Source organism: Pseudoduganella aquatica, assembly GCF_009857595.1.
GTDB lineage: Bacteria > Pseudomonadota > Gammaproteobacteria > Burkholderiales > Burkholderiaceae_D > Rugamonas > Rugamonas aquatica_A.
In genome coordinates, this window is sequence record NZ_WWCU01000033.1 from 16,435 (window position 1) to 42,621 (window position 26,187).

Here is a 26,187-nt window from a genome sequence, read left to right on the forward strand (position 1 = left end):
GGCTCAGATGGTCGCGGAATACCGCCTCGGCGGCGGGCCGGTCTCGGCCTGTTGATGCAGGTAGCGGTCGAACACCATGCAGATATTGCGTATCAGCAGGCGCCCGCGCAGCTTCACTTTCACGCCCTTGCTGCCCAGGCACAGCAAGCCCTGCTCCTCCAGCGGGCGCAGGCGCTCCAGCTCGGGCGCGAAATAGGCCGCCGCGCCGCCCGGCCCGGCCAGCGCATCGAGCGAGGCGAAATCGAGTTCGAAATCGCACATCAGTTTTCCTATCGCGGTGCGGCGCAGCACATCGTCCGCGTCCAGCGTCACGCCGCGCGCCACCGGCAGCCGGCCCTGGTCCAGCCGCGCGTAGTAGGCCTGCAGCGATTTTTCGTTCTGGCTGTAGCAGCCGCCCACCGCGCTGATGGCCGATACGCCCAGCGCCACCATGTCGCTCTCGGCGTGGGTGGAATAGCCCTGGAAGTTGCGGTGCAGCCGCCCTTCACGCTGGCTGCGCGCCAGGTCGTCCTCCGGCAGCGCGAAATGGTCCATGCCGATGTAGATGTAGCCCGCCGCCGTAAGGCGTTCTATGCACAGGGCCAGCATGGCGAGCTTGGTTTCCGGGTCCGGCAGGGACGCCGCGTCGATCAGGTTCTGGGACTTGAACAGGTGCGGCAGATGCGCGTAGTTGTACAGGGCTATCCGGTCCGGCAGCATGGCGATCACCTGCCCCAGCGTGACGGTGATGCTGGCAGGGCTCTGGCACGGCAGGCCGTAGATCAGGTCCACGCTGACGGAGCGGAAGCCCGCCGCCCGCGCCGAATCCAGCACGGCTGCAGTCTGCTCGTAGGGCTGGATGCGGTTGACGGCGCGCTGCACCGCCGGGTCGAAGTCCTGGATGCCCAGGCTCACGCGGTTGAAACCCTGCCGCCGCAGCACGTGCATGCGCTCCGGCGTGACGGTGCGCGGGTCGATCTCGACCGAGAACTCGCCGTCCTCATCGGAGGCGAAGTCGAAATGGCTGCGCAGGGAGGCCAGCAAGCCGTCCATCTGCGCGTCGTCCAGATAGGTGGGCGTGCCGCCGCCGAAATGCAGCTGCTGCACGCGGTTCATGCCCGCGAACAGGGCGCCCTGCATGGCGGTCTCGCGTTCCAGGTAGTCCAGGTACTGCACCGCCTTGCTGCGGTCCTGCGTGATGATCTTGTTGCAGCCGCAGTAGTAGCACAGCGACTGGCAGAACGGAATGTGCACATACAGCGACAGGCCGCGCGCCGGGCCGCCGGCCAGCGCCTCTCGGCGTCCGGCCACCGCGCCGCGGTAGTCCTCCTCGCCGAAGCCGGACGAGAAGCGGTCCGCGCTCGGATAGGAGGTGTAGCGCGGGCCGGACTGGCTGAGGCGGCGCACCAGCTCCGCGTCGAACTCCACCGACGGCGCAATCGGGATTGTCCTGGCGTTCAGCATGGCATGGCCGCATTTTTGCGCGCGTAGCACCACCAGGTCAGCGCGATGCAGCTGACGTAGAAGCCGATGAAGCACCACAGCGCGGCGCCGGGGCCGCCGGTCAGGGCGATCGAGGTGCCGTAGCTTTTCGGGATGAAGAAGGCGCCATACGCGGCCACGGCCGAGGTGAAGCCCAGCACCGCAGCGCCTTCCTTGTTGGCGTCGATGATGGCCTGCTCCTGCACCGCCTTGGGCTGGCCCGCCGCCGCGCGCTGGCGCTCGGTGAGGAAGATCACCGGTATCATGCGGAAGGTGGAGGCGTTGCCCACGCCGGTGCCGGCGAACAGCAGCATGAACATCCAGAAGAAGCCGTTGAAGCTGCCGGCCACGCCGTCATGCGGCAGGAACTGCAGCACGCCGAAGACAGCCAGTATCATGCCTGCGAAGGTCCACACGGTCACGCGGGCTCCGCCCAGCTTGTCGGCGATGATGCCGCCCGCCACGCGCGCCAGCGCGCCCACCAGGGGGCCGAGGAAGGCGTACTGCAGGGGATTCACGTCCGGGAACTGGGTCTTGATCAGCAGCGGGAAGCCGGCCGAATAGCCGATGAAGGAACCGAAGCTGCCGGTATAGAGCCAGCACATCAGCCAGTTGTGCTTGCGCTTGAAGATCACCGCCTGGTCGGCGAAGGAGGCCTTGGCCGAGGCCAGGTCGTTCATGCCGAACCACGCCAGCAGGCTGCTGACGGCGATGAAAGGCACCCAGATGAAGCCTGCGTTCTGCAGCCACAGCGTGGTGGCCTGGCCGGCCTTGACGGCGGTTTGCGGTTCGCCGCCCAGCGTGCCGAACACGCCCATGGTGATCACCAGCGGCACCACGAACTGCACCGCCGACACGCCCAGGTTGCCCAGGCCCGCGTTCATGCCCAGCGCATAGCCCTTCTGCGCCTTGGGGAAGAAAAAGCTGATGTTGGCCATCGACGAGGCGAAGTTGCCGCCGCCGAAGCCGCACAGCAGCGCCAGGACCAGCATGGTCGGGAAGCCGGTGTTCACGTCCTGCACCGCGTAGCCGATGCCGATGGCCGGTATCAGCAGCGAGGCGGTGGAGATGGTGGTCCATTTGCGCCCGCCGAAGATGGGCACCATGAAGGAGTAGAAGATGCGCAGCGTGGCGCCGGACAGGCCGGGCAGCGCGGTCAGCCAGAACAGCTGGTTGGTGCTGTACTGGAAGCCGATGGCGGGCAGGTTGACCACCACCACGCTCCACACCATCCACACCGCAAAGGCCAGCGCCAGCGCGGGAATGGAGATCCACAGGTTGCGGTTGGCGGTGTCGCGCCCGCCGGCGCGCCAGAATGTGGGGGTTTCGGGCTCCCAGGTATTGATTAGGTATTTGCTCATGATATCTCCTGAAAACGAGGATTAAGCGGCTTGGGCTAAAGGTGGGTTGGCGGCGGCCGGACTGCCGGCGCGTCCGAACGAGAAGTGCATGGACACCAGCGACACGCACACGGTGCCGTACAGCAGCATGAAGGCGCTCGAACGCACGCCGGTCAGATCCAGCAGCGCGCCGAACATAATCGGCAGCACAAAGCCGCCCAGGCCGCCGGCCAGGCCGACCACGCCGGACACGGCGCCGATGTTGTCGGCGAATTCGTCGCCGATGAATTTGAATACCGAGGCTTTGCCGACCGCCATGGCGATGCCGACGATGAACAGCAGGCCGGTGAACATCCACGGCGTGAGCGCCAGGTCCATTTGCAGCGGGCCGTTGACGGTCTTGACGACCATGGACGTGGGCGGATAGGACAGCAGGAAGAAGCACACCCAGCACACCCACATGACCGACCAGGTGACTTTATAGGCGCCGTAGCGGTCCGAGATCCAGCCGCCCAGCGCGCGCAGCACGCCGCCCGGCAGCGAGAAGCAGGCCGCCAGCAGCGCCGCCAGTTTCAGGTCGAAACCGTATTCGGCCACATAGTATTTGGTCATCCACAGCGCCAGGCCCACATAGCCGCCGAACACCACCGAGTAGTACTGGCAGTAGCGCCACACGCGCCTGTCCTTCAGCACTTTCATCTGCTCGGCGAAGCTGACGGTGCCGGCCACGTTGTGCGAGGGATCGGTGGCGCTGAACAGCCAGAATGCGATGGCCGTCAGCAGCATGGCGGCCGCGTACACGGTGGGCAGCGCTTGCCAGCCCCAGGCCGCGATGATGGCCGGGGCCACAAACTTGGTGAGCGCCGAGCCGGAATTGCCCGCGCCGAAAATGCCCATGGCCAGGCCGCGCCGCTCTTTCGGGAACCAGCGCGCCACGTAGGGCGTGCCGACCGAGAACGAGCCGCCGGCCAGGCCGACGAACAGGCCCAGGGCCAGGAACTGCCAGTAGGCGGTGGCCAGGCCGATCAGATAGATGGCGGGCACGGTGGCCAGCATCAGCAGGAAGAACACGATGCGGCCGCCGTAGCGGTCGCACCAGATGCCGAGCGGCACCCGCACCAGCGAGCCGCTGAGCACCGGCATGGCGGCCAGCAGGCCAAACTGGGTTTCATTGAGGCCCAGAGACTTCTTGATGGGGATGCCCAGCACCGCGAACATCATCCACACCGCAAAGCAGATGGTGAATGCGAACGTGCTGCTGGCGAGGACGCGGACCGCTGTACTCCCCTTGTTATTGATTGCCACTTTGCTTCTCCCTGACAGACTATCGGATGACGTCAGGGTACGCGGCGGCGGACCGCGCCGATATTGGCCGGAGGGTTATCCGCCCAAGGCAAAAAGGCTATAGTCATCGTCCGAAATAACTAGTGCGGGGCCGGGCGCAAGGTCGGCCAACGAGAGCGCGTCCAGCCGCGCCAGGTAGGCAGCGGTGGCCGCTTCCAGCACCGCCTTCAGTCCGCAGCAGCCCTGGTGCGCGCAGACGCGGTCCGTGGCGTTGAAGCAGGCCGCCATGTCGAAGCCGGTCTCGGTGCCGCGCACCACGGCGCCGATGTTGATGCGCTCGGGCTCCCGCCCCAGCACGATGCCGCCGCCGCGTCCGCGCGTGGTGCGCACCAGGCCGTCCCGCGCCAGGTCCATCACCACTTTTCCCAGGTGGTGGCGCGACAGGCCGTGCAGCTCGGCGATGTCCAGGATGGTGGCGGGCCGGCCCGCGCGGCCCGCCAGGAAGATCAGCGTGCGCAGGGTGTAGTCGGTATAGGCGCTCAGTTTCATGGCGAAGCTCCGGTTGGTATGCCGCCATTATTCCTCCGCCCGCCGCAGCCTGACATAAGCCAGATCAAGAAAAGCTGTATTTATTTTGCGTGTTTATGCCAAGTGGCTAAGAATCGCCCTGTTCCAATCAACCACTCCAAGGAGATACCATGCACGCCACGCGCAAACTATGGACCTGGCTCGCAGTCATCTGCGCCCTGTCCTTTGCCGTCCTGGGCTGGGTGGGCGCCGAGATTTACCTGGCCGCCCCGCCCATTCCGCAACAAATCATCAGCACCGAGGGCAAGGTGCTCTATACCGAAGGCCAGGTGCAGCGCGGCCAGCAGGCCTGGCTGGCGGCCGGCGGCCAGCAGCTGGGCACCGTCTGGGGCCACGGCAGCTACGTGGCGCCGGACTGGTCGGCCGACTGGCTGCACCGGGAAGCGCTGGCGCTGCGCCAGATCTGGGCCTTGCGCGAACACGGCGCATCCTACGACACGCTGGCCAAGCCCGCGCAAGCCGCGCTGGACGCGCGCGTGCAGGAGGAAATGCGCCGCAATACCTATGACGCGGCGCGCGGCGCCATCGTGCTGTCCACGGACCGCGCCGAAGCGGTGCGGGAAGTGGCGCGCCACTACACCGGCCTGTTCGGCGACGAGCGCTCGCTGGACGCGCTGCGCACCCAGTACGCCATGACGGCCAACTCCGTCACCAATCCGGCCGAACTGGCGGCGCTGCCCGCCTTCGTGTTCTGGTCCTCCTGGGCGGCCGCCACCGACCGTCCCGGCGAAGCGGGTCTGAGCTACACCAGCAACTGGCCGCACGAACCGCTGGTGGGCAACCGTCCCGGAGCGGGCGCCGGCATCTGGTCCATCGCCAGCATCGTGCTCATGCTGGGCGCCATCGCCGCCATGATCATGTTCCATGCGCGCAGCAGCGAGGAGGCCGATCCGGCCGCGCCCAAGGCCGATCCCCTGTTCAAGCTGGCGGCCACGCCGTCCATGCGCGCCACCCGCAAATACTTCTTCGTGGTGATTGCGCTGATCCTGGCGCAAGTGGGCATGGGCGTGATCACGGCCCACTACGCGGTCGAGGGCCAGAGCTTCTTCGGCCTGCCGCTGGCGGACGTGCTGCCCTTCGTGGTCAGCCGCACCATCCACACCCAGTTCGCCGTGCTGTGGATAGCCACCGCCTGGCTGGCCACCGGCCTGTATATCGCGCCGGCCATCTCCGGCCACGAACCGCGCTTCCAGAAGCTGGGCGTGAACGTGCTGTTCTACGCGCTGCTGTTCATCGTGGCCGGTTCCACCGCCTGCGGCTGGCTGGGCACCCTGCAGCACAAGGGCAGCGCTTTCGCCTTCTGGCTGGGCAACCAGGGCCTGGAATTCACCAGCATGGGCCGCATCTGGCAGATACTGCTGTTCGTGGGCCTGCTGTTCTGGGTGACGCTGCTGGGCCGCGCATTGTGGCCCGCGCTGAAAAAGCCGTCCGAAAGCCGTGGGCTGATCGTCATGGTGTTCCTGTCCGCGCTGTGCATAGGCGGCTTCTACGCCACCTCGCTCACCTGGGGACGCAGCACCCACTACTCGATGGTGGAATACTGGCGCTGGTGGCTGGTGCACCTGTGGGTTGAGGGCTTCTTCGAAGTGTTCGCCACCGCCGTTATCGCACTGCTGTTCGTGCGCCTGGGCCTGATACGCGCCGCCGCCGCCAACAGCGCCATCGTGCTGGAGACCATTGTGTTCCTGTTCGGCGGCATCCTGGGCACGCTGCACCACTTGTATTTCACCGGCACGCCGACCTTCGTCATCGCCATCGGCGCCATGTTCTCGGCGCTGGAAGTGGTGCCGCTGTCCATGCTGGGCATCGAGGCCTGGCGCAACTACCAGCGCAGCAAGGCCGCGCCCTGGGTGGCGAACTACCGCTGGTCCATCCTGTGCTTTATCGCCGTGGGCTTCTGGAACACGGTGGGCGCGGGCCTGCTGGGCTTCTCCATCAATACCCCCATCGCGTTGTACTACATGCAGGGCCTGAACATGACGGCCGCGCACGGCCACGCCGCGCTGTTCGGCGTGTACGGCATGCTGGGCATAGGCCTGCTGCTGTTCTGCCTGCGCGGCATGAGCGAGCGCGCCGCCTGGTCGGACCGCCTGCTGCGGCCGATGTTCTGGTGCCTGAACATCGGCCTGGCCATGATGGTGTTCCTGTCGCTGGCGCCCGCCGGCATTTACCAGGCCTGGGCCAGCATCAGCACCGGCATGTGGTTCGCCCGCTCGCCGGAAGTGGTGCATTCGCCGCTGATGGAAACCCTGGTATGGATGCGCGTACCCGGCGACGTGGTCTTCGCCGCCGGCACGCTGTTCCTGGCCCTGTTCGCCTGGCGCCTGCTGCGCGCCGGCCAGCCGCGCGCTGCCGCAGCCGCCGCAAACGCCGCTGCAAATTCCGCCGCTCAAAAAGCCTGACCCCTCACCCGAAAAGGAGATTCACCATGCCTCACGATTGTTCCGCCCCTACCGCCGTCGCCGGCATCTATCCCTTCGACGCGCGCGGCATCTCGAAGCGCTTCCGCCACGCCGCCATCTTCGGCGCGCTGCAGGCGCTGCAGCCCGGCGAGACCATGCGCTTCTGTAACGACCACGATCCGGTGCCGCTGCTGCACCAAATCAGCCAGGCGTTCGGTCCCCGCGTGCGCGCCGCTTATGTGTCGCGCACGCCGGGCGAGGTGCTGATAGACTTCCTCATCGTTCCCGAGTGAGGTTTTAATGGAATACCACATGCTCAAGATGGTCCACGTGACCTGCGCAAGCGCCAGCGTCAGCCTGTTCGTGCTGCGCGGCGCGGGCATGTGGTACGGCGCTAGCTGGACGGCGCGGCGCTGGACCCGCGCCGTGCCACCGATTATCGACACGCTGCTGCTGGCCAGCGCCCTCATGCTCGCCGTCAGCACCGGCCAGTCGCCGCTGGTCCAGCCCTGGCTGGCCGCCAAGCTCACCGCCGTGGTGGTCTACATCGTCCTGGGCACGCTGGCCCTCAAACGCGCGCGCACCCACACCGGACAGCGCGCGGCGTTTCTGGCCGCCGTGGCCACCCTGGCCTATATCATCGCCGTCGCCATCAGCAAGCAGCCCTGGCCTTTGCTGGGGCGTTTGTAGGAGCAAATCCCGGCCATATCAAGAAAAGCAAAAACACAGGCCGGAACCGTTGACCACACTATATCCAGTGTCTAATCTTGGAAGCTACACCATATTTAGTAGCCAAGGAGAGCACTGTGATCCAAGCAGCACCCCATAACAACATCAAACCCGCCGGCCTGGCCACGGACCGCAGCTCGCTGGTGGACGTCGTCAGCTCCGTCAACGAATACCTGAACCGGCAGGACTGGCGCGTGAACGCCAACGCCAACCAAGGCTACTCGCTGGGCGGCCTGATACTGAACGTATCGGGCAAGGTGATCGCCAACTACTGGCTCGAACACGTCTACCCGCCGCCCATCGGCCGCGCCCACCGCGAAGCCGCGCTGCACATCCACGACCTGGACATGCTGGCCGGCTACTGCGCCGGATGGTCGCTGCGCACGCTGCTGGCCGAAGGCCTGAACGGCGTGCCGGGCAAGGTGGAATCCGGCCCGCCGCGCCACATGTCCAGCGCCATCGGGCAGATCGTCAACTTCCTGGGAACGCTGCAAAACGAATGGGCGGGCGCGCAGGCCTTCAGCTCCTTCGACACCTATATGGCGCCGTATGTGCGCAACGACGGGCTGGATTACGCGGCCGTCCGCCAGGCCATGCAGGAACTGATCTACAACCTGAACGTGCCCTCGCGCTGGGGCACGCAGACGCCCTTCACGAACCTGACCTTCGACTGGGTGTGCCCGGAAGACCTGCGCGATCAGATTCCGCACATCGCCGGCCAGCCCATGCCGTTCAGCTACGGCGAGCTGCAGGCGGAGATGGACATGATCAACCGCGCCTATATCGAAGTGATGATGGCGGGCGACGCCAAGGGCCGCGCCTTCACCTTCCCCATCCCGACCTACAACATCACGCCGGACTTCGACTGGCACAGCCCGAACGCCGAACTGCTGTTCGAAATGACGGCGCGCTACGGCCTGCCCTACTTCCAGAACTTCATCAACTCGGAGCTGAAGCCGAACATGATACGGTCCATGTGCTGCCGCCTGCAGCTGGACCTGCGCGAGCTGCTCAAGCGCGGCAACGGCCTATTCGGATCGGCCGAGCAGACCGGGTCGCTGGGCGTGGTCACCATCAACTGCGCGCGCCTGGGCCATCTGCACCGGGGCGACGAGCCGGCGCTGCTGGCGGCGCTGGACGACCTGCTGGAGCTGGGCAAGCAAAGCCTGGAGATCAAGCGCGAGGTCATCCAGCGCCATATGGACAACGGCCTGTTCCCCTACACCAAGCGCTATCTGGGTACACTGCGCAACCATTTTTCGACGCTGGGCGTGAACGGCATCAATGAAATGATACGCAATTTCAGCCGGGACGAATACGACATCACCTCGGTGCGCGGGCGCGACTTTGCGCTGCGCCTGCTGGACCACGTGCGCGCCCGCATGCTGGCCTTCCAGGAGGAAACCGGCCATATGTACAACCTGGAGGCCACGCCGGCCGAAGGCACGACCTACCGCTTCGCCCGAGAGGACCGCAAGCGCTATCCGGACATCCTGCAGGCGGGCACGCTGGACATGCCCTACTACACCAACTCCTCGCAGCTGCCGGTCGGCTACACGGACGACCCGTTCGAGGCGCTGGAACAGCAGGACGCGCTGCAACGCAAATACACGGGCGGCACGGTGCTGCACCTGTATATGACGGAAGCGCTGTCCAGCGCGGACGCCTGCCGCACGCTGGTGCAGCGCTCGCTGAGCCGTTTCGGCCTGCCCTACATCACGGTGACACCCACGTTCTCGATCTGTCCCAAGCACGGCTATCTGAGCGGACGCCATCCCTTCTGTCCCAAGTGCGACGATGAACTGATCGCGCGCAAACTGGCCGCCTGAGGCCCCGATTTTCCCACCCACCGTAAAGGCATATCATGCAAGCAGCAAGCAAAGGCATCATCACCACCTCCCGCGCTCTTGTTCTGGACGACAGCGAACGCCAGCCATGCGAAATCTGGACCCGCGTCATGGGCTACCACCGTCCGCTATCGTCGTTCAACATCGGCAAGCAGGGCGAGTTCCACGAGCGCCAGTACTTCAACGAAGCGGCGGCGCACTAGGATGGACGGCGGACAGCTGAACGTCGGCGGCTACACGCCGTTCTCGGCCACCGACTATCCCGGCCGGCTGGCCGCCGTGGTCTTCGTGCAGGGATGCGCCTGGCGCTGCGGATACTGCCATAATCCTGAGCTGCAGGCGCGCCCCCGCACCAGCCCTCTTTCGTGGCCACGGCTGCTGGAGCGGCTGGCTGCGCGCGCCGGGCTGCTGGACGCGGTGGTCTTCAGCGGCGGCGAGCCAACCACGGATCCGGCGCTGCCGGCCGCCATCGGCCAGGTGCGCGCGCTGGGATTCAAGGTGGGGCTGCATACGGCCTGCATATATCCGGACCGCCTCAAGCGCGTGCTCCCGCTGCTGGACTGGGTGGGGTTCGACGTGAAGGCGCCGTTCGAACACTACGCTACGGTGACCGGCGTGCCAGGCAGCGGACGGCAGGCGGAGGAATGCGTGCGCGCGATACTGGCCAGCGGCGTGTCCTACGAATGCCGCACCACGGCGCATTCGGCGCTGCTGCCGCCTGCGTCCCTGGAACGGCTGGCGGCAACGCTGGCGGAGATGGGGGTAAGGAATTATGTGCTGCAGCAGTTCCGCGCCACCGGCTGTGGGGACACTGCGCTCAACTGCTGCGCGGCGCCGGGATATCCGGACGAGGTGCTGGCCGCAGGCATGGCGCCGCTGTTTCCGCGCTTTATGCTGAGGCAAGCGTATTAGGCGCAGACGCGCTGCGGCGGGTTACGCGCCTTGCGCTAACCCGCCCTACGATACTTCGTTATTTCGTAGGGCGGGTGAGCCGAAGGCGTAACCCGCCATGCGCGCGTTCACGCAGCTGCCTGCAAACGCTTCACGCCCGCCACAAACCGCGCCAGCGTGTCGGACTGCGCGCCGCGCGGCAGCATGGCTTCTATCAGCTGGAAGCGTCCGCGCGTGGCAAGCGCCTTGTCCAGCGCCTGCCTGAGCTGCGCGCGCGTGTTCACCCGGTAGCCGTCGCCGCCCAGCGCGGCCGCCATGTCGGCAAACTTCCAATCGCTCAAGTCGTTGTACTTCGCCTCCGGCTGGAACGCGCGCAGCATCTCCCAGCCGCAGTTATTAAACACGATCACCACCGGGTCCCAGCCGTAGCGTTGGCAATTGCCCAGCTCCCAGCCCGTCATTTGAAACGCGCCGTCGCCGGCCAGTATCAGCGGCCGCTTGCCGCTGGAGGCCTGCAATCCCAGCCCGGCCGGGACGCCATAGCCCATCGTCGCGTAATAGCCCGGCGCCAGCAGCCCGCCGCCACCGTCGATATCCAGCGCCGTGAAGAAGCAGTCCCCGATATCGGACACCACAGGCATGGCGCCCTTGGCGGCCAGCGCGTCGTTTACGGCGCGCGCGATATCCATGGGCGCCACCGGCTCCCCATCGGCCCGCAGCTCGCGCGGATAACGCACCCGCTGCGGCTCCGGTGCCTGCAGCGCCATCGATACGCCGTCCTCCAGCATGGCGTCCAGCAGCGCCTCCAGCGGAATATCCGGATAGACGTGATGGCCCAGCACCACCTGGCCGTCCAGCGCCTGGATGCTGCCGCGCATATCGATCTTGCGCGCGGAGACGCCGAAATTGGTATCCGACAGCAGCACGCCCAGCATCAGCAGCGCATCGGCCTCCTCCACCGCGCGCGTCACGGCGGGGTCGCCCGCCACGCCGAGGTAGGTGCCCAGCAGCGGCGCATCCTCCCCTGCAAGCAGACCGCGCCCCATGATCGTGGTGGCGACAGGCACGCGCAGCAGGCGCGCCAGCTGCGCCACCTTGTGTTCTATCCCGTAGCGGCGTATCTCTATGCCGACCAGCAGCAGCGGACGGTAGGCCCGTCCCAGCCTGCGCAGTACTTCGGCCGCGCAGGCGCGCACGGCGTCCGGGTCCGGCTTGCGTGGGGCGACCATGCGCACTTCCCCGCACGGCGCCGCCGCCATGTCACGCGGCAGCTCGATATAGACGGGCCGCGACTGGGCCAGGCAATTGCCCAGCGCGCGCGCAATCAGCGCCGGGGCGTCGGCGGCGTTGTCCAGCACCACCTGGTCGCAGGTGATCTCGCGGAAGATGGCAAGCTGCGAATCCAGGCTGCGGGTCTGGTGGTGCAGAAGGAAGCCGTTACTGCGCTCCAGCGCGCCGGGGGCGCCGGAGATGACGACCAGCGGCACTTTCTCGGCGTAGGACGCGGCCACGGCATTGACCATGTTGAGCGCGCCGGCGCCATAAGTCACGACCGCCACGCCCAGGCCGCCGCCGTAGCGCGCGGCAGCATCGGCGGCGAAGCCGACTCCGGGTTCGTGGCTGAGGGTGTACAGCGGCAGCGCGGCGGATTGCTCCGCCTGCTGAAAGAACGGCAGCACGAAGTCGCCCGGCAGGCCAAACAGTTCGCGCGCGCCATGCGCCTTGAGCGCATGCAGCAATGCGGTGGAGAGATTCATACAGTGGTTTCCTTGAGAGTCTGGCGGGCAGGATGGGTCAGCGCCTCCACGGCCTGCACCACTTCGGCGACCTGCTGCGGGTCGTAGCGGGTGTGGTACTTCTTCTTTACGCCCAGTTGCGGCAGCAGTACATGATGGGTGGGGGCGATGCCGTGCTGCGCCAGGCACTGGCGCGCGCAGGCCAGCGCGCAGCCGTCGATGGCGACGATGGTGCGGCCCGACTGCGCCAGGCGCACCAGCGGCGCAACGCCGCCGCCCACCCCGGCGATGCAGGACATCTGCGCGCTGCCCCGGCTGTCCAGCTCCAGCGCGGCGGCGTTGGCTGTCTGCGCCGCGCTGGAGCAGCCGGAACACGAATACACCAGCGGCAGCGCCGCGTCCTTGTGGTTCATGATGCCCTCCTGATGGTCGAAACTACTTCTTCTGATGCCCCGGCCGCCGCGTGCGCGCAGGCGCGAGGCCACGCAGCCAGGCCAGCACGGCCTGCCGCGCTGCTTCCGGCAGCGGCGTGTCGATCGCATCGAGCGTGTTCTTGACGAGCAGTCCCAGTTCCGTGTCGCCCGACATGGCCAGGCGGCGGCTGAAGAACAGCGTATCCGGATCTTCCTCGCGCCGCGCCAGGGCCAGCAAGTCGCGCGCGCTGGCGGCGATTTCCAGGTCGGCCGCGCCGCCGCGCGCTATGCCGGCGAAGCGCTCGCCGCGCCATTCAAAATCGAAGGACAGCGCGGCGTCGGTGACGGTCAGGCGCAGGCGGCGGCCCAGCATGCTGGCGCGCACGTCGTCCGGCAGATAAGGCCGCAGCGCCAGGTTGAGCGCGGCGGCGAACAGGCGGGAGCCCGGCAGCGGCGGCAGCTTGCCCAGCACGGCCGCCAGGCCGGGCGGCAGCGTGGCGGGAGGCGATAGCAGCGATGACGGCGGAAGCGTGCGGTTCATGCTGCCTCCGCATGGTGCTGCGCCAGGCCGGCCACGCCGTGCCAGTAGCCGTTGCAGGCCGCGCCCGCCGCCAGCGGCAGCAGGCTGCCGGGTGCGGCTTCGGCTCCGCGCCGCAGCGCATCGAAGGCGTCCAGCACCGCCGCCGTTCCCTGCGACTGGGGACTGATGCGCACCACGTCCACGCCCAAGTCCGCCAGTTCGTCCAGCTCCCCCGCCAGGCTGTAGTGCTGGGCCGACTGGGTCTGCGTACCGTTCAGCACCAGGAAGGGCTGCTGTTCGCGCGTATGCATCAGCAGGCCGTCCGGGTGTTCCAGGCAGCTGAACTGACAATTGTCCTTGGGCAGATTGCGGTTGCGCGCAGTGAAGCAGCGCGCCGAGAAGGCCAGCGGCATGCGGCCATAGGCAAACACCTCCGTCTGCATGCCGGATGGGCGGCCCTGCTGCATGGAGGCCAGGCCGGAGCGGCCCATCTCCAGCGGCATCACCCAGCGCCGCGCGCCCAAGACATGCAGCAGCTCCAGCGTGGGCACGTTGTAGACATTGAGCTGCGGCCCGGCCACGAAACCGCCGGCGGGGGCATCAGCGCCGCACAGCAGATTGACCGCGCCCATGTCGCCCGCCTCGACCGGGTAATGGTTGTTGGCGGCGATGCGGCGCAACGCCGTCACGTCCGCGCTGGATTCAAGCAGCACCAGCGTGGACAGCACGACTTCCTTGCCGGCCGCCTCCAGCCGCGCCGCTATGGCCAGCCAGTCGGACAGGCGCAGTTCGTGGCGCCGCGAGCAAACCGTCTCGCCCAGGTAGACGATGTCGGCCGGACCTGCGGCCACTTCCTCGTAGAAGGCCTGCACGGTATGCTTGGGCCAGTAGTACAGCAGCGGCCCCAGTGCGAGTTTCAACATTCTGTTCCTTTCATTTCCATGCGCGGTGGTAGGCGCCCAGCGTGTGCTGCTGGCCTTCCGCCACCTTGTCCAGTTCCGCCATCCAGGCGGGTTTGACCGAATAGCGGGCCGACTGGGCGCCGCACTGGTCTATCGCCTCGCGCCACACGCGCGTTACTTGCGCCACGTAGGCCGGGCTGCGCTGACGTCCTTCAATCTTCACCGCGCGCACGCCCATCGCCAGCAGCTTGGGCAGCAGCTCCAGGGTATTCAGGCTGGTGGGTTCCTCCACAGCGTAATAGGTCTCTCCAGAGACGTCGAAGCGGCCCTTGCACAGCGTGGGATAGCTGGCGTTTTCGTCGGCCTGGTAGCGGTCGATCAGCACGCCATTCAGGCGCGCCTCCAGTCCCTGCGGCGCCTGCTGCCAGCGAACCGCCTTGGCGGGCGAACAGACGCCATGCGTATTGGGCGACTCGCCGGTGACGTAGGAAGACAGCGCGCAGCGTCCCTCCACCATCACGCACAGGCTGCCGAAACCGAATACCTCGATCTCCACGCCGGTGTTTTCAATCACATGCTCGACCTGTGCCAGCGACAGCACGCGCGGCAGCACGGCGCGCGCCACGCCGAACTGGCGCTGGTAGAAGTTGATCGCCTCGGCATTGGTGGCCGAGCCTTGCACCGAAAGGTGCAGGCGCAGATCCGGATAGTTGTCGGCGGCGTAGCGCATCAGCCCCGGATCGGCCAGGATCACCGCGTCGATGCCGGCCTGCGCTGCGCGCGCAATGGCGCCGCGCCACAAGCCGGTGGCGCCGGGCTGGGGATAGGTGTTCAGGGCCAGCAGCACTTTGCGGCCGCGCTGGTGCGCGTAGGCGATGCCTTGCGCGATGGCGGCGTCGTCGAAATTAAGGCCGGCGAAATTGCGCGCGTTGGTGGCGTCGCGAAAGCCGAGGTAGACACAGTCGGCGCCGTTGTCCACGGCGGCTTTGAGCGCGGGCAGACTGCCCGCAGGGCAAACCAGCTCGATGCCCGCCGCAGCGGCATCGGGTACAGCAGTATGAATCATGGTGTTCGCTTGGTCAGTGAAAAAAACCGCAGCTAGGCGCGGTGCTGCCGCACTGTAACGCGGGGGCAAGGCGGTAATCCTTGATCTGTATCAAGGAAGAACGACTTGCGGGAATGTGACAATCGCCCTACTCACTACTGCGGAAAGAAGCCATGAACACCAAGCCTGTCCAGTCTCCCTATTCCCCTTCCGGCAAGGATGTGCCGCTGGACTTGCGCGGACTGCCGCCGCCCCAACCCATGGAGCGCATCATGGAGGCGCTCGATACGCTCAAGGCCGGCGATGCGCTGCAAGTACAGATGGACCGCGAACCGCATCCGCTGTTCGGCATGCTGGAGCGCGGCGGCTACCGCCATCACGGCGACTGGAGCAGCGACGCCTACGTGCTGCGCATTTGGCAGCGTGCGGACTGACGGAGCGCGGCCATGCAACGCGCACTGAATTTCGAACACAACCCCGCGCTGTCGCTGCCGCTGCGCTTTCTGCTCTGCGCGCCGCTGTTCGCGGCGCTGGCTGCCGCCGTGCTGCTGTGGCAAGGCGCGGACGCCTTCGCCAGCCGCTGGACTCCCGCCATGCTGGCCGCCACCCATCTGCTCACGCTGGGCTGCGTGAGCCTGTCCATCATCGGCGCGCTGCTGCAGCTGCTGCCTGCGGTGGCCGGCATCGCCCTGCCGCAAGCCTGGGGCCGCACGGTGCACGCGGGCCTGTGCGGGGGCACGCTGCTGCTGGCGGCGGGCTTTCTGTCGGGCCGGCCGGCGCTGTTCGCGCTGGCGTTGGCGCTGCTGATCCCGTCGCTGCTGGTGGTGCTGGCGCGCTGCGCGGTGGGCCTGTGGCGGCAGCACGCCGCCGGCGCCAGCGCCATGATGGCGGCCATCCGCGTGGCGCTGGCCGCGCTGGCCGTCACCACCGTGCTGGGCGCGCTGCTTGGCAGCCAGTTCGCCTGGCCCGGCGGCGCGGCATTACGGGCCCTTCCGCTGATACCGCTGACCGACCTGCATGCCATATGGGGTTTGCTGGGCTGGGCTGGACTGATGGTGATAGGCGTGGCCTACCAGGTGGTGCCCATGTTCCAGGTGACGGAGACCTATCCCGACTGGCTCACGCGCGGGCTCACGACCTGGCTGTTCCTGCTGCTGGTGGCGGTGTCCATCGCCAGCCGCCTGGAGGAGACGCCGGCACGCCATTTCACGCAGGCTGCAATGGCGCTCGGCGCCGCGGGCTACGGGGCGTTCGCCGCCGTCACCATCGCGCTGCTGCTGCACCGCAAGCGCCCGCGCAGCGAACCCGCAACCCAATTCTGGTACGCGTCCGTGGGAAGCTTGCTGGCGGGCTGTCTCGTGGCGCTGCTGCCGTGGGAGGCTGCGGAACCGGCACTGCCGCTGACGCTGGGCGTGCTGCTGCTTGCGGGCTTCGGACTATCCGTCATCAACGGCATGCTGTACCAGATCGTGCCCTTCCTGCTGTGGTATCACCTGCAAACCACGCTGCCCGGCGGCTGCCGCTCGGTGCCCGGCGTGCGCAAGATCATTCCGGAAGCATGGGCGCAGCGCCAGTTCGGCCTGCACCTGGCCGCGCTAGCGCTGCTGCTGGCCGCCTGCCAACGGCCTGAGCTGCTGGCGCGCCCCGCAGCGGGCATGATGCTGGCCTCGTGCCTGGCGCTGGCTTTCAATCTCGGATACGCGCTGCGCCTGTACCGGCGCCTGCGCGGTGCCATTCCGGACGCGGCGCAGGCTGCGTAACAGGCCGCGCCCGGCCGCGCGCCGGCTTGTCCCTGCGGCCTTGTCTCAGGCCAGACCGGACACGCGGCGGCGCATGGCGGAAGTCATTGCCATGCCGCCCTCGCCCTCCACCAGCAAGGCCTGCGGCAGGTCCAGCCTGCCCGCCATGTTTTCCCACTTCAGCGCACCTGCAATGAACAGCGGCTTGCTATTGCCGTCCGAACGCAGGCCCGCGTCCGCGCCGCCGCTGGCCAGCACCGTCACCGACGCCGTGCCCAGCGCCGGCATGCCGGTGCGCGGATCGATGATGTGCGGCCTGCGCAGGCCGCCTTCCAGCACAAAGCGCTCGTAGTCCCCGCTGGTGCCTATCGCTTCGTTGTCGAATAGCGGAATGGTGCACAGCGTATTGCCCGCCGCAGCCGGCGCGCGCGGATTGCGTATGCCTACCTGCCACGGCCTCCCGCCGGGCTGCCCTATCGCCAGCACATTGCCGCCGATATTCACCAGCGCCGCTTCCACCCGCGCCGCGCGCAGTATCGCGGCGGCGCGGTCCAGCGCATAGCCCTTGGCGTAGCCGCCCAGGTCCAACCGCACGGCGGGATTCACGCTGCTGATGGCCGTATCGTGGAAGCGCAAGTCAGACATGCGCGGATTGGCGGCCACCCAATGCCGCAGCTCCGCGCGGTCCGGCGCGGCGCGCGGGCCGCCGCCCTGGAAACCCCAGAGCCGCAGCAAGTGGCCGATGGCCGGATTGAAAAGATGGTCCGAGCGTTCCGCCAGCCGCGCGGCGGACTGCAGCAGCCCCGCCATTTCAGCGTCGGTGCGCAGCGGCAGGCCGCGCGCGATGCGCTGGTTCAGCTCCGTCAGCATGCCCGGCTGCCAGGCGTGGAATTTGTGGTGCAGGCGGTCGAATTCCGCCAGTACGGCGGCGCCCAGTTCCTGCGCGCGCTGCGTTGACGCGCCGTGGATGGTGATACTGACCGTAGTGCCGAATACATGGCCCCAGGTGTGGTGATTGCCGGCGGCTGGGCCGCAGCCCGCCAGCCCGGCTGGTACGGCCAGCGCGGCCGACAGCATGCGCAGCGCGGCGCGCCGGCTGCGCAGATGCGCAGACTTGTCCGAAGCAGTGTTCATTTTGCCCTTCCCGGCTCCGGCGCGGGCGGCGGGCCGCCCGCGCGGCGCCTGCTTAGTTGCTCTGGCCTGCCATGTAGTCGACGGCAGCCTTGATTTCGTCATCCTTCAGGCCCGGATTGCCGCCGCGCGGCGGCATCATCTTCACGCCGTTCAAGGCGCTGGTGTAGAGCGCGTTCTTGCCCTTGGCGATGCGGGGCTTCCAGGCTGCCTTGTCGCCCGGCTTGGGCGCGCCCAGCACGGCGGCGCCATGGCAGGACAGGCAGGTGGCTTTGTAGATCTTCTCGCCGTCCACAGGTGCGGCGGCGGCGCTGCCGGCGCACAGGGCGAGCAGCAGGATGGCGGTTTGACGGTATTGCATGGTGCTTCCTTCTTCGTGGTTAAACCTGGGTGAATCGCATTGCGTAAGTATTCAGTGGGCGGCGCCGTGGTCCATGCCGTGCGCGCCGGCTCCGGCCATGCGCAGCTGGCTGCTGTCTACCTGGTCGAAGCGCAGCACCCTGCCGCCTTCAGCGGCGGCGAAGGCGCGCGCTGTTTCGGCTGTGCCGAAGGGCACGATGGTCGGCCCCATGGAACCGGCGCGGCGGCTGCCCGCCACATACCACGCATGCTGCGCGGGTATCCAGTGGCCCATGGGCCGGTCCCATACTGCGCGGGCCATGTCCTGCACGTACAGGCCGGCCACGGGACGGCGCTGGTCCGGCATCAGCACCATGCTGAACAGTTCCATCACATCGCAGAAATAGTCGGTCTTGCCGTCTTCATAGCGGATCTGCGCCTTCGATGACGGGAAGTCCTTCAGCACCATGCCGTCCAGCGCGCAGGCCGCGTTCGAGTCGGGTTCCAGGGCGGCCAGCTTGGTGACGGCCTGCCCGCAGGCGGCCAGCAGCAGCGTTGCGGCCCAGCCGGACCAGCGCAGGCGCAGCTTGCGCCTGGTCGCGCGCGTGGCGCTTGAATAGTCTTGGTTCATTTGAATCTCCTGTAAGCAAATAGAAAAGGCAGCGCCATCCAGGCCAGCATCACGGCCGGCAGCGCCGCGCCTGTGGTCCAGCCAGGCGGCAGCACTGCAGACAGCCCGCCCATGCCGGCGCCGGCGGTGTAGAGGCGGAATACGTCGGCTGGATTGAGCATCAGCAGCGCGGCAAACGCGCTGTTGGCCATGCTGCCCTGGCTGAGCACCAGGGCGCCCATCAGCAGCAAGTCGTACACCAGCACAAAGAAGAACCACAGCGCCAGCGCGACGCCGCTGGCGCGCACGCGGTCGCTGGCCAGCACCGACACCAGCAGCGCGATGCTGAGAAAAGCCCATCCCATGGCGATGGCGGAAGCGACGAAGGCGGCGTAGCGCCAGCCCTCGCTGACAGTTAGCTGGCTGGCCAGCGGCAGCAAGCCGGCGCCGAAGCCGAGCGCAGTGGCGCCAGTCAGCGCCGCGCCCAGCCCGAGGTACTTGCCCAGCAAGACCTCGAAACGGCTGACCGGCATCGACAGCAGCAGATCCAGCGCGCCGCGTTCGCGTTCGCCCACCACCGCGTCGTAGCCCAGCAACAGCGCGATCAGCGGCACCAGGTAGACCACCAGGCTGGCAAGGCTGGCCAGCGTGGCGTCCAGGCTGCGGAAGCCCACCGCGCCCTGCTGCGCCGCGCCGAAATAGGCAATGGCGAGCGCAAACAGCGCAAACAGGGCCGCCACCGCCAGCACCCAGCGGTTGCGCAGCCGGTCGCGCCATTCCTTGGCGGCCAGCACGCGCACCAGCCGCCATTCAATGCGCCTGGGCATGCGCGTCTCCGTAACCGAGGAACAGCTGCTCCAGCGTGGGTTCCTGGATATCCAGTCCGGACGCCACCGGCGCCAGTGCGGCCAGCAGCTGCATCTTGCGCTCCGGCGGACAGGCGATGGTGGCGCGGCCCGCGCCCGGCGGAAGTTTCGCGTCCAATGTGGCCTCGTTCATCTCCAGCACCAGGCCCAGGCTGCGCAGGCTGTCCAGCGTGCACGCCGGCAGGCCGGGCCGCAGCGTGGCGGCGATGCGCAGCGGCAGCGGCTGGCGTTCGCGCAGTTCTCCCAGCGTACCCAGCGCGGCCAGGCGGCCGCCTTGCAGGATGGCCAGGCGGTCCACGCGCTGCTGGATCTCGGCCAGGATGTGCGAGGTGATGACGATGGTGGCACCGCGCCCGCGCAGCTCGTGCAGGATGGCGTAGAAGTCCGCGATACCGGCAGGGTCCAGGCCATTGGTCGGCTCGTCCAGGAACAGCAGCCGGGGTTCGCCCAGCAGCGCCTGCGCCAGGCCGAGTCGCTGGCGCATGCCCTTGGAATAGCCATGCACGCGGCGCCCTGCGGCGTCACCCAGGCCCACACGCTCCAGCAGCGCGGCGCAGCCGCGGCGCGGCGCGTTCTTCAGGTCCGCGAACAGGTAGAGTACTTCCAGGCCGCTCAGGTTTTCGTAGGTGACGAAGTTCTCGGGCAGGTAGCCTATGCGCGTGCGGGCGTTGCGGAAGGCTGCGCTGCGCGTATCCGCACCGAGCACACGCAGCATGCCGCCACTAGGCTGGATCAGGCCCAGCATCATTTTGAACAGCGTGCTCTTGCCGGCGCCGTTGTGGCCGATGAGGCCAAACAGTTCGCCGCGCCGCACCGTCAGCGACACGCCGTCCAGCGCCGGCACTGGGCCGAACTTGCGGCGCACGTCTAGCAGTTGCACCGGATCGGCGGCGTCATCGGGAAAATTTGGCATTCCAGTCTCTCCAGTCGGGATGTTGGGGTTGCATACGGGGCCGCCTGTCCACCACGCTGGGCGCGCGCAGCACGGGAAACTGGCGCGCGGCGTAGCGCAAGGTGCGCAAGGCGGGGCTGGCCGACAGCAGCTGCATCAATGGGTATTGCCAGGCGAGCCGGTCAACCAGGTCGTTCGCTTCGTAGGGGAAGTCGCCCACGCCGTCGCCGTCCTGGTCCCAGCCGCTGTAGTTGCTCCAGTAGTTGCCGGCGCTGCGGCCCCATTCGGTGTCGCGCGCGGCCACGAAGCGCACTTGCTCCTGGTTGCCGATGAAGTCGTTGCCGTCCACCGCGTTGTTGGAGGAGCCGGCCGACAGGTGCACGCCGGTCTGGTTGCCCACCACCAGATTGCGGCGCACCACGTTGTATTCGGCGTCGTAGATGAACAGGCCGCGCCCGTTGCCCGCCACGACATTGTCTTCAATGACGGAGTCCTGGATGGTGCGCAGCATGATGCCGTGGTCCGCGTTGCGCCAGGCCTGGTTGCGGCGCACCACCAGGTTGCGCACTTCCATCAGGGCCAGGCCGCCACGGTTGTCATGCACCTTGTTGCCTTCCCAGGTGCTGTGGTTGGTGTTCATATAGTGGGTTCCGTAGCGGACATGGTGGATCTCATTGCCCCGGAATAGCGCGTCGCGCGAGACGTCCACATAGATGCCGTCGCGCGCGTGGCTAATGCGGTTGCCGATTACTTGCACGCCGCGCGTGTTGTAGACCTGGATGCCGTTGCCGCGCGCGGCCGATTGCAGATCGGGCCGGCCGACGACGAGGTTGCGCAACAGGCGCGCGTCGTCCGAGCGTTCAAGCCAGATGCCGAACAGGTTGTAGATGATGTCGCAGTCGGCCACGGTCACGCGGTGCGCCCCCGGCGCCACGTAGATGCCCGCGTTCTGCGCCGTGAGGTCGGCGCCGCTGTCGCGCACGACGAAACCGGTGAGGGTGACGCCGCTGGCGGTGATGCGTACCGCGTCGCCGCTGCCGCCTGCGCTGATGACGGGCTTGCCGACGCCCTCCAGCGTCAGGGGCTTGTTAATTAGCAGATGGCCGGGATGGCGGCCGCCCAGAACCCGCACCGTATCGCCCGGCGCGGCGGCTGCCACAGCGTCGGCCAGCGCCATGCCCGGCCCCACGCTGATGACCGCGCCCCAGACCGGAGCGCACGCCGCCATCAGCAGACAGGCCATTGCCCGCAGCGCAGCCGCAGCCGAGTTGTCCACACGTGCGCGCCTCATGGCTCGCTCCTGCGCGCAGGCAGGCTGGCGCGCAGGCTGTCCAGCGGAATGAAATGGCCGCCCGCGTCTATGCGGCTGAGCGCCAGCCCCGCCTTCTCGCGCTGCTTGCGTTCGCGCACCAGCGGCGGACAGGCGTGGTCGTCGTAGTACATCACCATGCAGTCCAGGCAAAGCATGCATTCCGTCTGGTCGATGCGCCCTTGCGCGTCGATGGCGTGCGAGCCGCAGCCTGCCGCGCAGGCCTTGCAGGAAGTGCATTCCGCCTTGCGTTTCAAGCCAAGCAGCCGGAAGCGCCCCGGCAGCGCCAGCCCCGCGCCCAAAGGGCACAGGTATTTGCAGTACGGCCGCTCGCTGAACATGGCCAGGCCCAGTATGGCGCCCACAAACAAACCGTAAGGCCAGCTGCGCTGCCAGATCCCCACCAGGAAGGTGGTCTTGAACGGCTCCACCTCCGCAAGCAGCTCGGCGTTCTCCATCGACCACAGCGATACCGCCAGCAGCGTAAAGAACACGCCATACTTGAGCCACTTCAATCGGTCATGCAGGCGTTTGGGCAGCAGCTTCTGGTAGCGGCCGAGCCCAACCAGCTTGCCCAGCTTCAGCGCCAGGTGCTGCAGGGAGCCGAATGGACACAGCCAGCCGCAGAACAAGCCCCGTCCCCACACCAGCACCGTCACCGCGATGAAGCACCAGAACAGGAAGATGAACGGGTCCGACAGGAACAGCTCCCACTTCCACTGGTAAAGGATGGAATGCACCCAGGTCAGCACCTGCGTGATGCTGGGCTGCGCCTTCAGATAAAGGCCAAAGAAACCCGCGCTGGCCAGCCACAGCGCAAGGCGCGGCACGCTGATCCAGGGCTTGTGCTGCCGCGTGGACGCCCGCACCAGCCGGTCGCGCTGCGAATACAGCAAGGCAGTGAAGGCCAGCAGCGCACAGAAGGCAGCCAGCTGCGGCACGCGCGCCGCCCATATCGCCCGCCATGCGGGTTGTGCCTCCACCACCAGCGGATGGCCGCCCTCAAGATAACGCGCCGGCAGCCAGTACTCCTGCTCGAAGCGCTTGAAATCCACCTTGCCGCCCGCCTTGCCCCCTGCGGACGCGCCGTGCGCCAGCAAGCTGAGCGACCAGGGCCAGGCCGGATTGAAGTCCGCCGAGCGGACGATGAAAATGGCCGACTCCCGGTACGCGGGCGCACCGGCGGCGCGCACGCTGTACAGGTTCAGGTAGTCGGTATCGCGGAAGGTGTAGGTGCGGCTGTCCTGGCGCAGCTGGACGCGGTCATAAATGCCGCCGCGTACAAAGCCGGAGCCCTTGAACGAGCCGCTGCCATGCGCCACGATAAAGATCGCGTGTTCGTCCTGCGCCAGCCCGGCAATCAGCTGGCGGTAGCCCTCCTCGCCCAGCACGCTGTTACCAACGCTGGCCGCGTTCAGATAGCCGAACTGCAGATCGACATAGGGCTGGCCGCTGGCCAACGCACCAGCCTCCGCCTCGCTCACCCGCAGGCGTGCAATGCTGCCCTCCTTCGCCAGCGCGGCCCAGTCGAGCCGCTCGTCCAGCGCGGTAAAGCGGGCCGGCGGCCGCGCGGCGGTGGTGAAGATACCCACCTGCCGCCCTATTTCATAAGCGCTGCGCGCAATGACCTGGTTTTCCGCGATGGCTGTCACGGTGGCGCCGCTGATCGCGTCCAGCCCCGAAGCGCCGCCGATCTCGAAACGCGCGTCCGCGCGCCGGCCCGGATACTGGGCAATGAAACGCTGCAGCGCGGATTCCGGTATGCCTGCCAGCAGGATGGGCTCCGAGTGCTTGAGCACGCGCACGCCTGCGATCACGCCGCTGCGGTCCATGCCGACCAGCGTGACCACCGGCTTGCCGGAATAGGCTGGAATGTCCACCACGTCGGTGGACAGGAACACATAGCCCGCCAGCTGCTCGCTGCCGTCCGCCGCGCGCGCATAGCCTTCCACGTATTGCGGCGATCCCTTGCGCTGCGTGAAGCGGCTGGCCCGCGGCAGCACGGCGCGGCAGTCCGCATGCGCGCACAGGTCCGGGCCATGCAGCAGCGCAGCCGGCAGCTCCGCATCGTAGCTGCCCGCGCGCGCCGGCGCGGACAGTGGCCCGGCCAGCAGCAGGAGCATGAACGGGAACAGCGCGAACAGGCGGCGCAGCACGGGCATCGTTCAAGCCTCGACCAGGAAACGGCTGCGCATCTCCAGGTGCAGCGCATGGCAGAAGTGCGTGCAATACAGCCAGAACGCCCCCGCGTGGTCCGCCTTGAAGGTGACCGACTTGGTCTCCTGCGGATTGACGATGAAGTTGATGTTATAGGTCGGCAGCGCGCAGCCGTGCGTCAGATCTTCCACCTTGTCGTGGTTGGTCAGCGTCAGCGTTACCTCGTCGCCCTTCTTCACTTTAATCACCGGCATGCTGTACGACGGCGCCTGCGACATCAGCCGCACATGCACCTTGTTGCCGCGCCGTTCCACGCCCGCCGTCTCCGCCGTCACCGCATTGGGGAAGTCCGTCATGGTGTAGATCTGCCGTGTTTTCACCACTTCGCGCTTGACGATAATGCCGTCGTGCGGCTCGGAGTAGGCCGTGTGGTCCGCCACCAGCTTCATGGCCGCGCCGCTGATGTCGATCAGCTGCTCGGTTTCCACATGCAGCGGGCCGATAGGCAGGAAGCGGTCCTTGGAGAACTTGTTGCCCGAGTTGAGGTATTTGCCGTCCGCCTGGCGCGTTTCCCCCATGGAGCTGTAGTTGTGGCCCGGCTGGTAGTGCACGTCCAGCTTTTCGATGATGACCTTGGCCGCCTTGTCGCCCTTGAACTGGGCAATGGCCTGGTCCACATTCCATTTCACGCACTGGCTGTCCAGGAACAGCGAGGTGTAGGCGTTGCCCTTGCCGTCGAAGGCGGTGTGCAGCGGGCCCAGGCCGATTTCCGGCTCCGCCACCACGGCTTCGCGCGCGTCCTTGAGCGCGCCGCCGAACCACTGCGCCACGCGCGCCAGGTCGATCACCGTGGCGGTGGGCGACAGCTTGCCCGAGCAAACGAAGTACTTGCCGTCCGGGCTGGCGTTCACGCCGTGCGGGTTCTTGCCGACCGGGACATAGCACGTCAGCGCCGTCTTCGGATCGCCGTTGGCTGCCAGGCGGCCGTCAACCACCGGCACCTTGGAGCTGCCTATGGTGGTGAACTTGCCCGCCTTGACCTGCTGCTCGATGCGCTCGATGTTGAAGAACACGCAGGCGTCGCGCTCGGCGGCCATCATGCCCGCCAGGTCGGCGGCGTTCTCGGTGTTGTACTGGTTGGATGCGGCGAACTTGCCGTCGTAGGACGTGGCCACCAGGTCCATATTGCCGTCCACGCGGCACTGCCACATCACTTCCATGGTGGAGGCGCTGACGCAGGTGAACAGCGCGCCCCATTTGGCGGGATCGTCCAGATCGTGGCCGTCGTTCGGCAGCGGAATATGGAACTCGGCGCCGCAGAACACGCGCGTGGTGTAATTGACGGACTTGTCCACCGGGTCGCACTTGTCCGGGAACAGGCCGTGCATGCCCATGACGTTGGGCAGTTCGGTGATCTTGTCGCACTCCATCGTGTCCATGCGGATGCGGGCCACGCGCGAATGCAGCTTGTCGTTGATGAACAGCCAGCGGCCGTCATAGGTGCCGTCACGGTAGCTGCCGTGCACGTGGTGGGTGTCGCCGGTGGTGTATTTGAGGGTGCCGTCCGGGCGCGTGCCCATGATGGCCTTGGATTCGTTGGTAATGCCCCAACCCACCATGCAGTCCATATTGAACACCGGGATGCGCTTGAGCGTGCGGCCGGACGGCATGCCCAGCACGCGCGCCTCGCCTGCGTGGCCGGAGCTGATAAAGGCATAGTAGTCATCCAGCTGGCCCGGCGCCACCTCGGAGCCGCCATGGGCGTGGGCTGGTGCGGCAGCTGCGGTGGATGCACCGGTGCCGGCATTGCCGCCTTCCGCCTTGCAGCCCGCCAGCGCCACGGCGGCGCCGGCCAGGCCCAGGGCTGCGCCCTTGCCGAGGAAGCCGCGCCGGCTCACTTGCACCTCGCCGTTGTCTATGCTGTTCTTCTTGCTGCTATCCATTTGCTGATTCTCCTGTGATCGGCCATCGAACGCTGTACGCCAG

General features: G+C 67.2%; 25 protein-coding genes. 8 read left to right on the forward strand and 17 right to left on the reverse strand.

Features of this window, described 5'->3' with window-relative positions:
* Positions 1–3: 3 nt before the first annotated feature.
* The 4 genes from hemN to GTP77_RS22770 all read right to left on the reverse strand — a co-directional run bounded on the left by hemN (position 4) and on the right by GTP77_RS22770 (position 4,634).
* Positions 4–1,443, reverse strand: coding sequence for an oxygen-independent coproporphyrinogen III oxidase (gene hemN, locus GTP77_RS22755; RefSeq protein WP_161074443.1), 1,440 nt, complete (start codon positions 1,441–1,443; stop codon positions 4–6).
* The gene (locus GTP77_RS22760; RefSeq protein ID WP_161074444.1) at positions 1,437–2,822 is read right to left on the reverse strand and encodes a NarK family nitrate/nitrite MFS transporter; all 1,386 of its coding nucleotides are present in this window, start codon (positions 2,820–2,822) and stop codon (positions 1,437–1,439) included. Before GTP77_RS22760 ends, hemN begins: the two co-directional genes overlap by 7 nt.
* Before the next feature lie 21 nt (positions 2,823–2,843).
* The gene (locus GTP77_RS22765; RefSeq protein ID WP_161074445.1) at positions 2,844–4,106 is read right to left on the reverse strand and encodes an MFS transporter; all 1,263 of its coding nucleotides are present in this window, start codon (positions 4,104–4,106) and stop codon (positions 2,844–2,846) included.
* Between the two features lie 75 nt (positions 4,107–4,181).
* Complete coding sequence (locus GTP77_RS22770; protein WP_161074446.1) at positions 4,182–4,634, reverse strand: RrF2 family transcriptional regulator; 453 nt, start codon at positions 4,632–4,634, stop codon at positions 4,182–4,184.
* A 149-nt stretch (positions 4,635–4,783) separates the two neighbouring features.
* On the opposite strand from GTP77_RS22770, the gene GTP77_RS22775 reads away from it, so the two are divergent.
* The 6 genes from GTP77_RS22775 (at position 4,784) to GTP77_RS22800 (ending at position 10,563) form a co-directional block, all read left to right on the forward strand.
* Positions 4,784–7,075, forward strand: coding sequence for a nitric-oxide reductase large subunit (locus GTP77_RS22775; RefSeq protein ID WP_161074447.1), 2,292 nt, complete (start codon positions 4,784–4,786; stop codon positions 7,073–7,075).
* Positions 7,076–7,101: 26 nt separating this feature from the next.
* A complete protein-coding gene (locus GTP77_RS22780) occupies positions 7,102–7,368 on the forward strand; it encodes a DUF2249 domain-containing protein (protein ID WP_161074448.1) in 267 nt (88 codons plus the stop codon).
* 19 nt (positions 7,369–7,387) lie between these two features.
* Positions 7,388–7,765, forward strand: a complete 378-nt coding sequence (locus tag GTP77_RS22785) for a SirB2 family protein (RefSeq protein WP_229202304.1) — start codon at positions 7,388–7,390, stop codon at positions 7,763–7,765.
* Positions 7,766–7,884: 119 nt separating this feature from the next.
* The gene (locus GTP77_RS22790) at positions 7,885–9,633 is read left to right on the forward strand and encodes a ribonucleoside triphosphate reductase (RefSeq protein ID WP_161074487.1); all 1,749 of its coding nucleotides are present in this window, start codon (positions 7,885–7,887) and stop codon (positions 9,631–9,633) included.
* 35 nt (positions 9,634–9,668) lie between these two features.
* A complete protein-coding gene (gene nrdD, locus GTP77_RS22795) occupies positions 9,669–9,854 on the forward strand; it encodes an anaerobic ribonucleoside-triphosphate reductase (RefSeq protein WP_161074450.1) in 186 nt (61 codons plus the stop codon).
* Position 9,855: 1 nt separating this feature from the next.
* Positions 9,856–10,563 carry an anaerobic ribonucleoside-triphosphate reductase activating protein gene (locus tag GTP77_RS22800; protein ID WP_161074451.1) on the forward strand — a complete coding sequence of 236 codons (708 nt, stop codon included), beginning with the start codon at positions 9,856–9,858 and terminating at the stop codon, positions 10,561–10,563.
* A gap of 107 nt (positions 10,564–10,670) precedes the next feature.
* Here the strand turns inward: GTP77_RS22800 and ipdC are convergent, their stop codons facing one another.
* Genes ipdC through ubiU form a run of 5 tightly spaced genes read right to left on the reverse strand, consistent with a single transcriptional unit; the run spans position 10,671 to position 15,179 of the window.
* Positions 10,671–12,299, reverse strand: coding sequence for an indolepyruvate/phenylpyruvate decarboxylase (ipdC, locus tag GTP77_RS22805; protein ID WP_161074452.1), 1,629 nt, complete (start codon positions 12,297–12,299; stop codon positions 10,671–10,673).
* Entirely contained in the window at positions 12,296–12,691 is a 396-nt protein-coding gene (locus tag GTP77_RS22810) for a putative zinc-binding protein (RefSeq protein ID WP_161074453.1), read from the reverse strand. Before GTP77_RS22810 ends, ipdC begins: the two co-directional genes overlap by 4 nt.
* A 22-nt stretch (positions 12,692–12,713) precedes the next feature.
* Positions 12,714–13,232 carry a ubiquinone anaerobic biosynthesis accessory factor UbiT gene (gene ubiT, locus GTP77_RS22815; protein WP_161074454.1) on the reverse strand — a complete coding sequence of 173 codons (519 nt, stop codon included), beginning with the start codon at positions 13,230–13,232 and terminating at the stop codon, positions 12,714–12,716.
* A complete protein-coding gene (locus GTP77_RS22820) occupies positions 13,229–14,134 on the reverse strand; it encodes a U32 family peptidase (RefSeq protein ID WP_161074455.1) in 906 nt (301 codons plus the stop codon). Before GTP77_RS22820 ends, ubiT begins: the two co-directional genes overlap by 4 nt.
* 10 nt (positions 14,135–14,144) lie before the next feature.
* Positions 14,145–15,179, reverse strand: coding sequence for a ubiquinone anaerobic biosynthesis protein UbiU (gene ubiU / locus GTP77_RS22825; RefSeq protein ID WP_161074456.1), 1,035 nt, complete (start codon positions 15,177–15,179; stop codon positions 14,145–14,147).
* Between the two features lie 152 nt (positions 15,180–15,331).
* Between ubiU and GTP77_RS22830 the strand changes: the two genes are divergently transcribed.
* Together GTP77_RS22830 and GTP77_RS22835 are read left to right on the forward strand one after the other, a co-directional pair.
* Positions 15,332–15,592: a DUF2249 domain-containing protein gene (locus GTP77_RS22830; protein ID WP_161074457.1), complete on the forward strand. Its 261-nt coding sequence runs from the start codon at positions 15,332–15,334 to the stop codon at positions 15,590–15,592.
* A gap of 12 nt (positions 15,593–15,604) precedes the next feature.
* A complete protein-coding gene (locus tag GTP77_RS22835) occupies positions 15,605–16,918 on the forward strand; it encodes a permease (RefSeq protein WP_161074458.1) in 1,314 nt (437 codons plus the stop codon).
* A 45-nt stretch (positions 16,919–16,963) separates the two neighbouring features.
* Here the strand turns inward: GTP77_RS22835 and GTP77_RS22840 are convergent, their stop codons facing one another.
* The 8 genes from GTP77_RS22840 to nosZ are packed head-to-tail and all read right to left on the reverse strand — an operon-like array spanning position 16,964 to position 26,144.
* Complete coding sequence (locus GTP77_RS22840; RefSeq protein WP_228892431.1) at positions 16,964–18,031, reverse strand: FAD:protein FMN transferase; 1,068 nt, start codon at positions 18,029–18,031, stop codon at positions 16,964–16,966.
* Between the two features lie 52 nt (positions 18,032–18,083).
* The gene (locus GTP77_RS22845) at positions 18,084–18,389 is read right to left on the reverse strand and encodes a c-type cytochrome (protein ID WP_161074459.1); all 306 of its coding nucleotides are present in this window, start codon (positions 18,387–18,389) and stop codon (positions 18,084–18,086) included.
* Between the two features lie 51 nt (positions 18,390–18,440).
* Positions 18,441–18,998 (reverse strand): nitrous oxide reductase accessory protein NosL, encoded by a 558-nt coding sequence (locus tag GTP77_RS22850; protein ID WP_161074460.1) that lies wholly within the window; start codon positions 18,996–18,998, stop codon positions 18,441–18,443.
* Complete coding sequence (locus GTP77_RS22855; RefSeq protein ID WP_187358813.1) at positions 18,995–19,804, reverse strand: ABC transporter permease; 810 nt, start codon at positions 19,802–19,804, stop codon at positions 18,995–18,997. The genes GTP77_RS22850 and GTP77_RS22855 overlap by 4 nt, the downstream gene beginning before the upstream one ends.
* Positions 19,788–20,756 (reverse strand): ABC transporter ATP-binding protein, encoded by a 969-nt coding sequence (locus GTP77_RS22860; RefSeq protein WP_161074461.1) that lies wholly within the window; start codon positions 20,754–20,756, stop codon positions 19,788–19,790. The genes GTP77_RS22855 and GTP77_RS22860 overlap by 17 nt, the downstream gene beginning before the upstream one ends.
* Positions 20,737–22,026: a nitrous oxide reductase family maturation protein NosD gene (locus tag GTP77_RS22865; RefSeq protein WP_228892429.1), complete on the reverse strand. Its 1,290-nt coding sequence runs from the start codon at positions 22,024–22,026 to the stop codon at positions 20,737–20,739. Before GTP77_RS22865 ends, GTP77_RS22860 begins: the two co-directional genes overlap by 20 nt.
* Positions 22,023–24,188 carry a 4Fe-4S binding protein gene (locus GTP77_RS22870; RefSeq protein ID WP_371869384.1) on the reverse strand — a complete coding sequence of 722 codons (2,166 nt, stop codon included), beginning with the start codon at positions 24,186–24,188 and terminating at the stop codon, positions 22,023–22,025. The genes GTP77_RS22865 and GTP77_RS22870 overlap by 4 nt, the downstream gene beginning before the upstream one ends.
* 21 nt (positions 24,189–24,209) lie before the next feature.
* On the reverse strand, positions 24,210–26,144 hold the full coding sequence (gene nosZ / locus GTP77_RS22875; RefSeq protein WP_161074463.1) for a TAT-dependent nitrous-oxide reductase: 1,935 nt from the start codon (positions 26,142–26,144) through the stop codon (positions 24,210–24,212).
* Positions 26,145–26,187 lie beyond the last annotated feature (43 nt).

What these genes read in the sequence shown, in the direction of transcription:
- hemN (WP_161074443.1), bottom strand. Translation starts at nt 1,443, where the DNA reads ATGCTGAACGCCAGGACAATCCCGATTGCGCCGTCGGTGGAGTTCGAC.
- GTP77_RS22760 (WP_161074444.1), bottom strand. Translation starts at nt 2,822, where the DNA reads ATGAGCAAATACCTAATCAATACCTGGGAGCCCGAAACCCCCACATTC.
- GTP77_RS22770 (WP_161074446.1), bottom strand. Translation starts at nt 4,634, where the DNA reads ATGAAACTGAGCGCCTATACCGACTACACCCTGCGCACGCTGATCTTC.
- GTP77_RS22775 (WP_161074447.1), top strand. Translation starts at nt 4,784, where the DNA reads ATGCACGCCACGCGCAAACTATGGACCTGGCTCGCAGTCATCTGCGCC.
- GTP77_RS22780 (WP_161074448.1), top strand. Translation starts at nt 7,102, where the DNA reads ATGCCTCACGATTGTTCCGCCCCTACCGCCGTCGCCGGCATCTATCCC.
- GTP77_RS22785 (WP_229202304.1), top strand. Translation starts at nt 7,388, where the DNA reads ATGCTCAAGATGGTCCACGTGACCTGCGCAAGCGCCAGCGTCAGCCTG.
- nrdD (WP_161074450.1), top strand. Translation starts at nt 9,669, where the DNA reads ATGCAAGCAGCAAGCAAAGGCATCATCACCACCTCCCGCGCTCTTGTT.
- GTP77_RS22800 (WP_161074451.1), top strand. Translation starts at nt 9,856, where the DNA reads ATGGACGGCGGACAGCTGAACGTCGGCGGCTACACGCCGTTCTCGGCC.
- ipdC (WP_161074452.1), bottom strand. Translation starts at nt 12,299, where the DNA reads ATGAATCTCTCCACCGCATTGCTGCATGCGCTCAAGGCGCATGGCGCG.
- GTP77_RS22810 (WP_161074453.1), bottom strand. Translation starts at nt 12,691, where the DNA reads ATGAACCACAAGGACGCGGCGCTGCCGCTGGTGTATTCGTGTTCCGGC.
- ubiT (WP_161074454.1), bottom strand. Translation starts at nt 13,232, where the DNA reads ATGAACCGCACGCTTCCGCCGTCATCGCTGCTATCGCCTCCCGCCACG.
- GTP77_RS22820 (WP_161074455.1), bottom strand. Translation starts at nt 14,134, where the DNA reads ATGTTGAAACTCGCACTGGGGCCGCTGCTGTACTACTGGCCCAAGCAT.
- ubiU (WP_161074456.1), bottom strand. Translation starts at nt 15,179, where the DNA reads ATGATTCATACTGCTGTACCCGATGCCGCTGCGGCGGGCATCGAGCTG.
- GTP77_RS22830 (WP_161074457.1), top strand. Translation starts at nt 15,332, where the DNA reads ATGAACACCAAGCCTGTCCAGTCTCCCTATTCCCCTTCCGGCAAGGAT.
- GTP77_RS22835 (WP_161074458.1), top strand. Translation starts at nt 15,605, where the DNA reads ATGCAACGCGCACTGAATTTCGAACACAACCCCGCGCTGTCGCTGCCG.
- GTP77_RS22840 (WP_228892431.1), bottom strand. Translation starts at nt 18,031, where the DNA reads ATGAACACTGCTTCGGACAAGTCTGCGCATCTGCGCAGCCGGCGCGCC.
- GTP77_RS22845 (WP_161074459.1), bottom strand. Translation starts at nt 18,389, where the DNA reads ATGCAATACCGTCAAACCGCCATCCTGCTGCTCGCCCTGTGCGCCGGC.
- GTP77_RS22850 (WP_161074460.1), bottom strand. Translation starts at nt 18,998, where the DNA reads ATGAACCAAGACTATTCAAGCGCCACGCGCGCGACCAGGCGCAAGCTG.
- GTP77_RS22855 (WP_187358813.1), bottom strand. Translation starts at nt 19,804, where the DNA reads ATGCCCAGGCGCATTGAATGGCGGCTGGTGCGCGTGCTGGCCGCCAAG.
- GTP77_RS22860 (WP_161074461.1), bottom strand. Translation starts at nt 20,756, where the DNA reads ATGCCAAATTTTCCCGATGACGCCGCCGATCCGGTGCAACTGCTAGAC.
- GTP77_RS22865 (WP_228892429.1), bottom strand. Translation starts at nt 22,026, where the DNA reads ATGAGGCGCGCACGTGTGGACAACTCGGCTGCGGCTGCGCTGCGGGCA.
- nosZ (WP_161074463.1), bottom strand. Translation starts at nt 26,144, where the DNA reads ATGGATAGCAGCAAGAAGAACAGCATAGACAACGGCGAGGTGCAAGTG.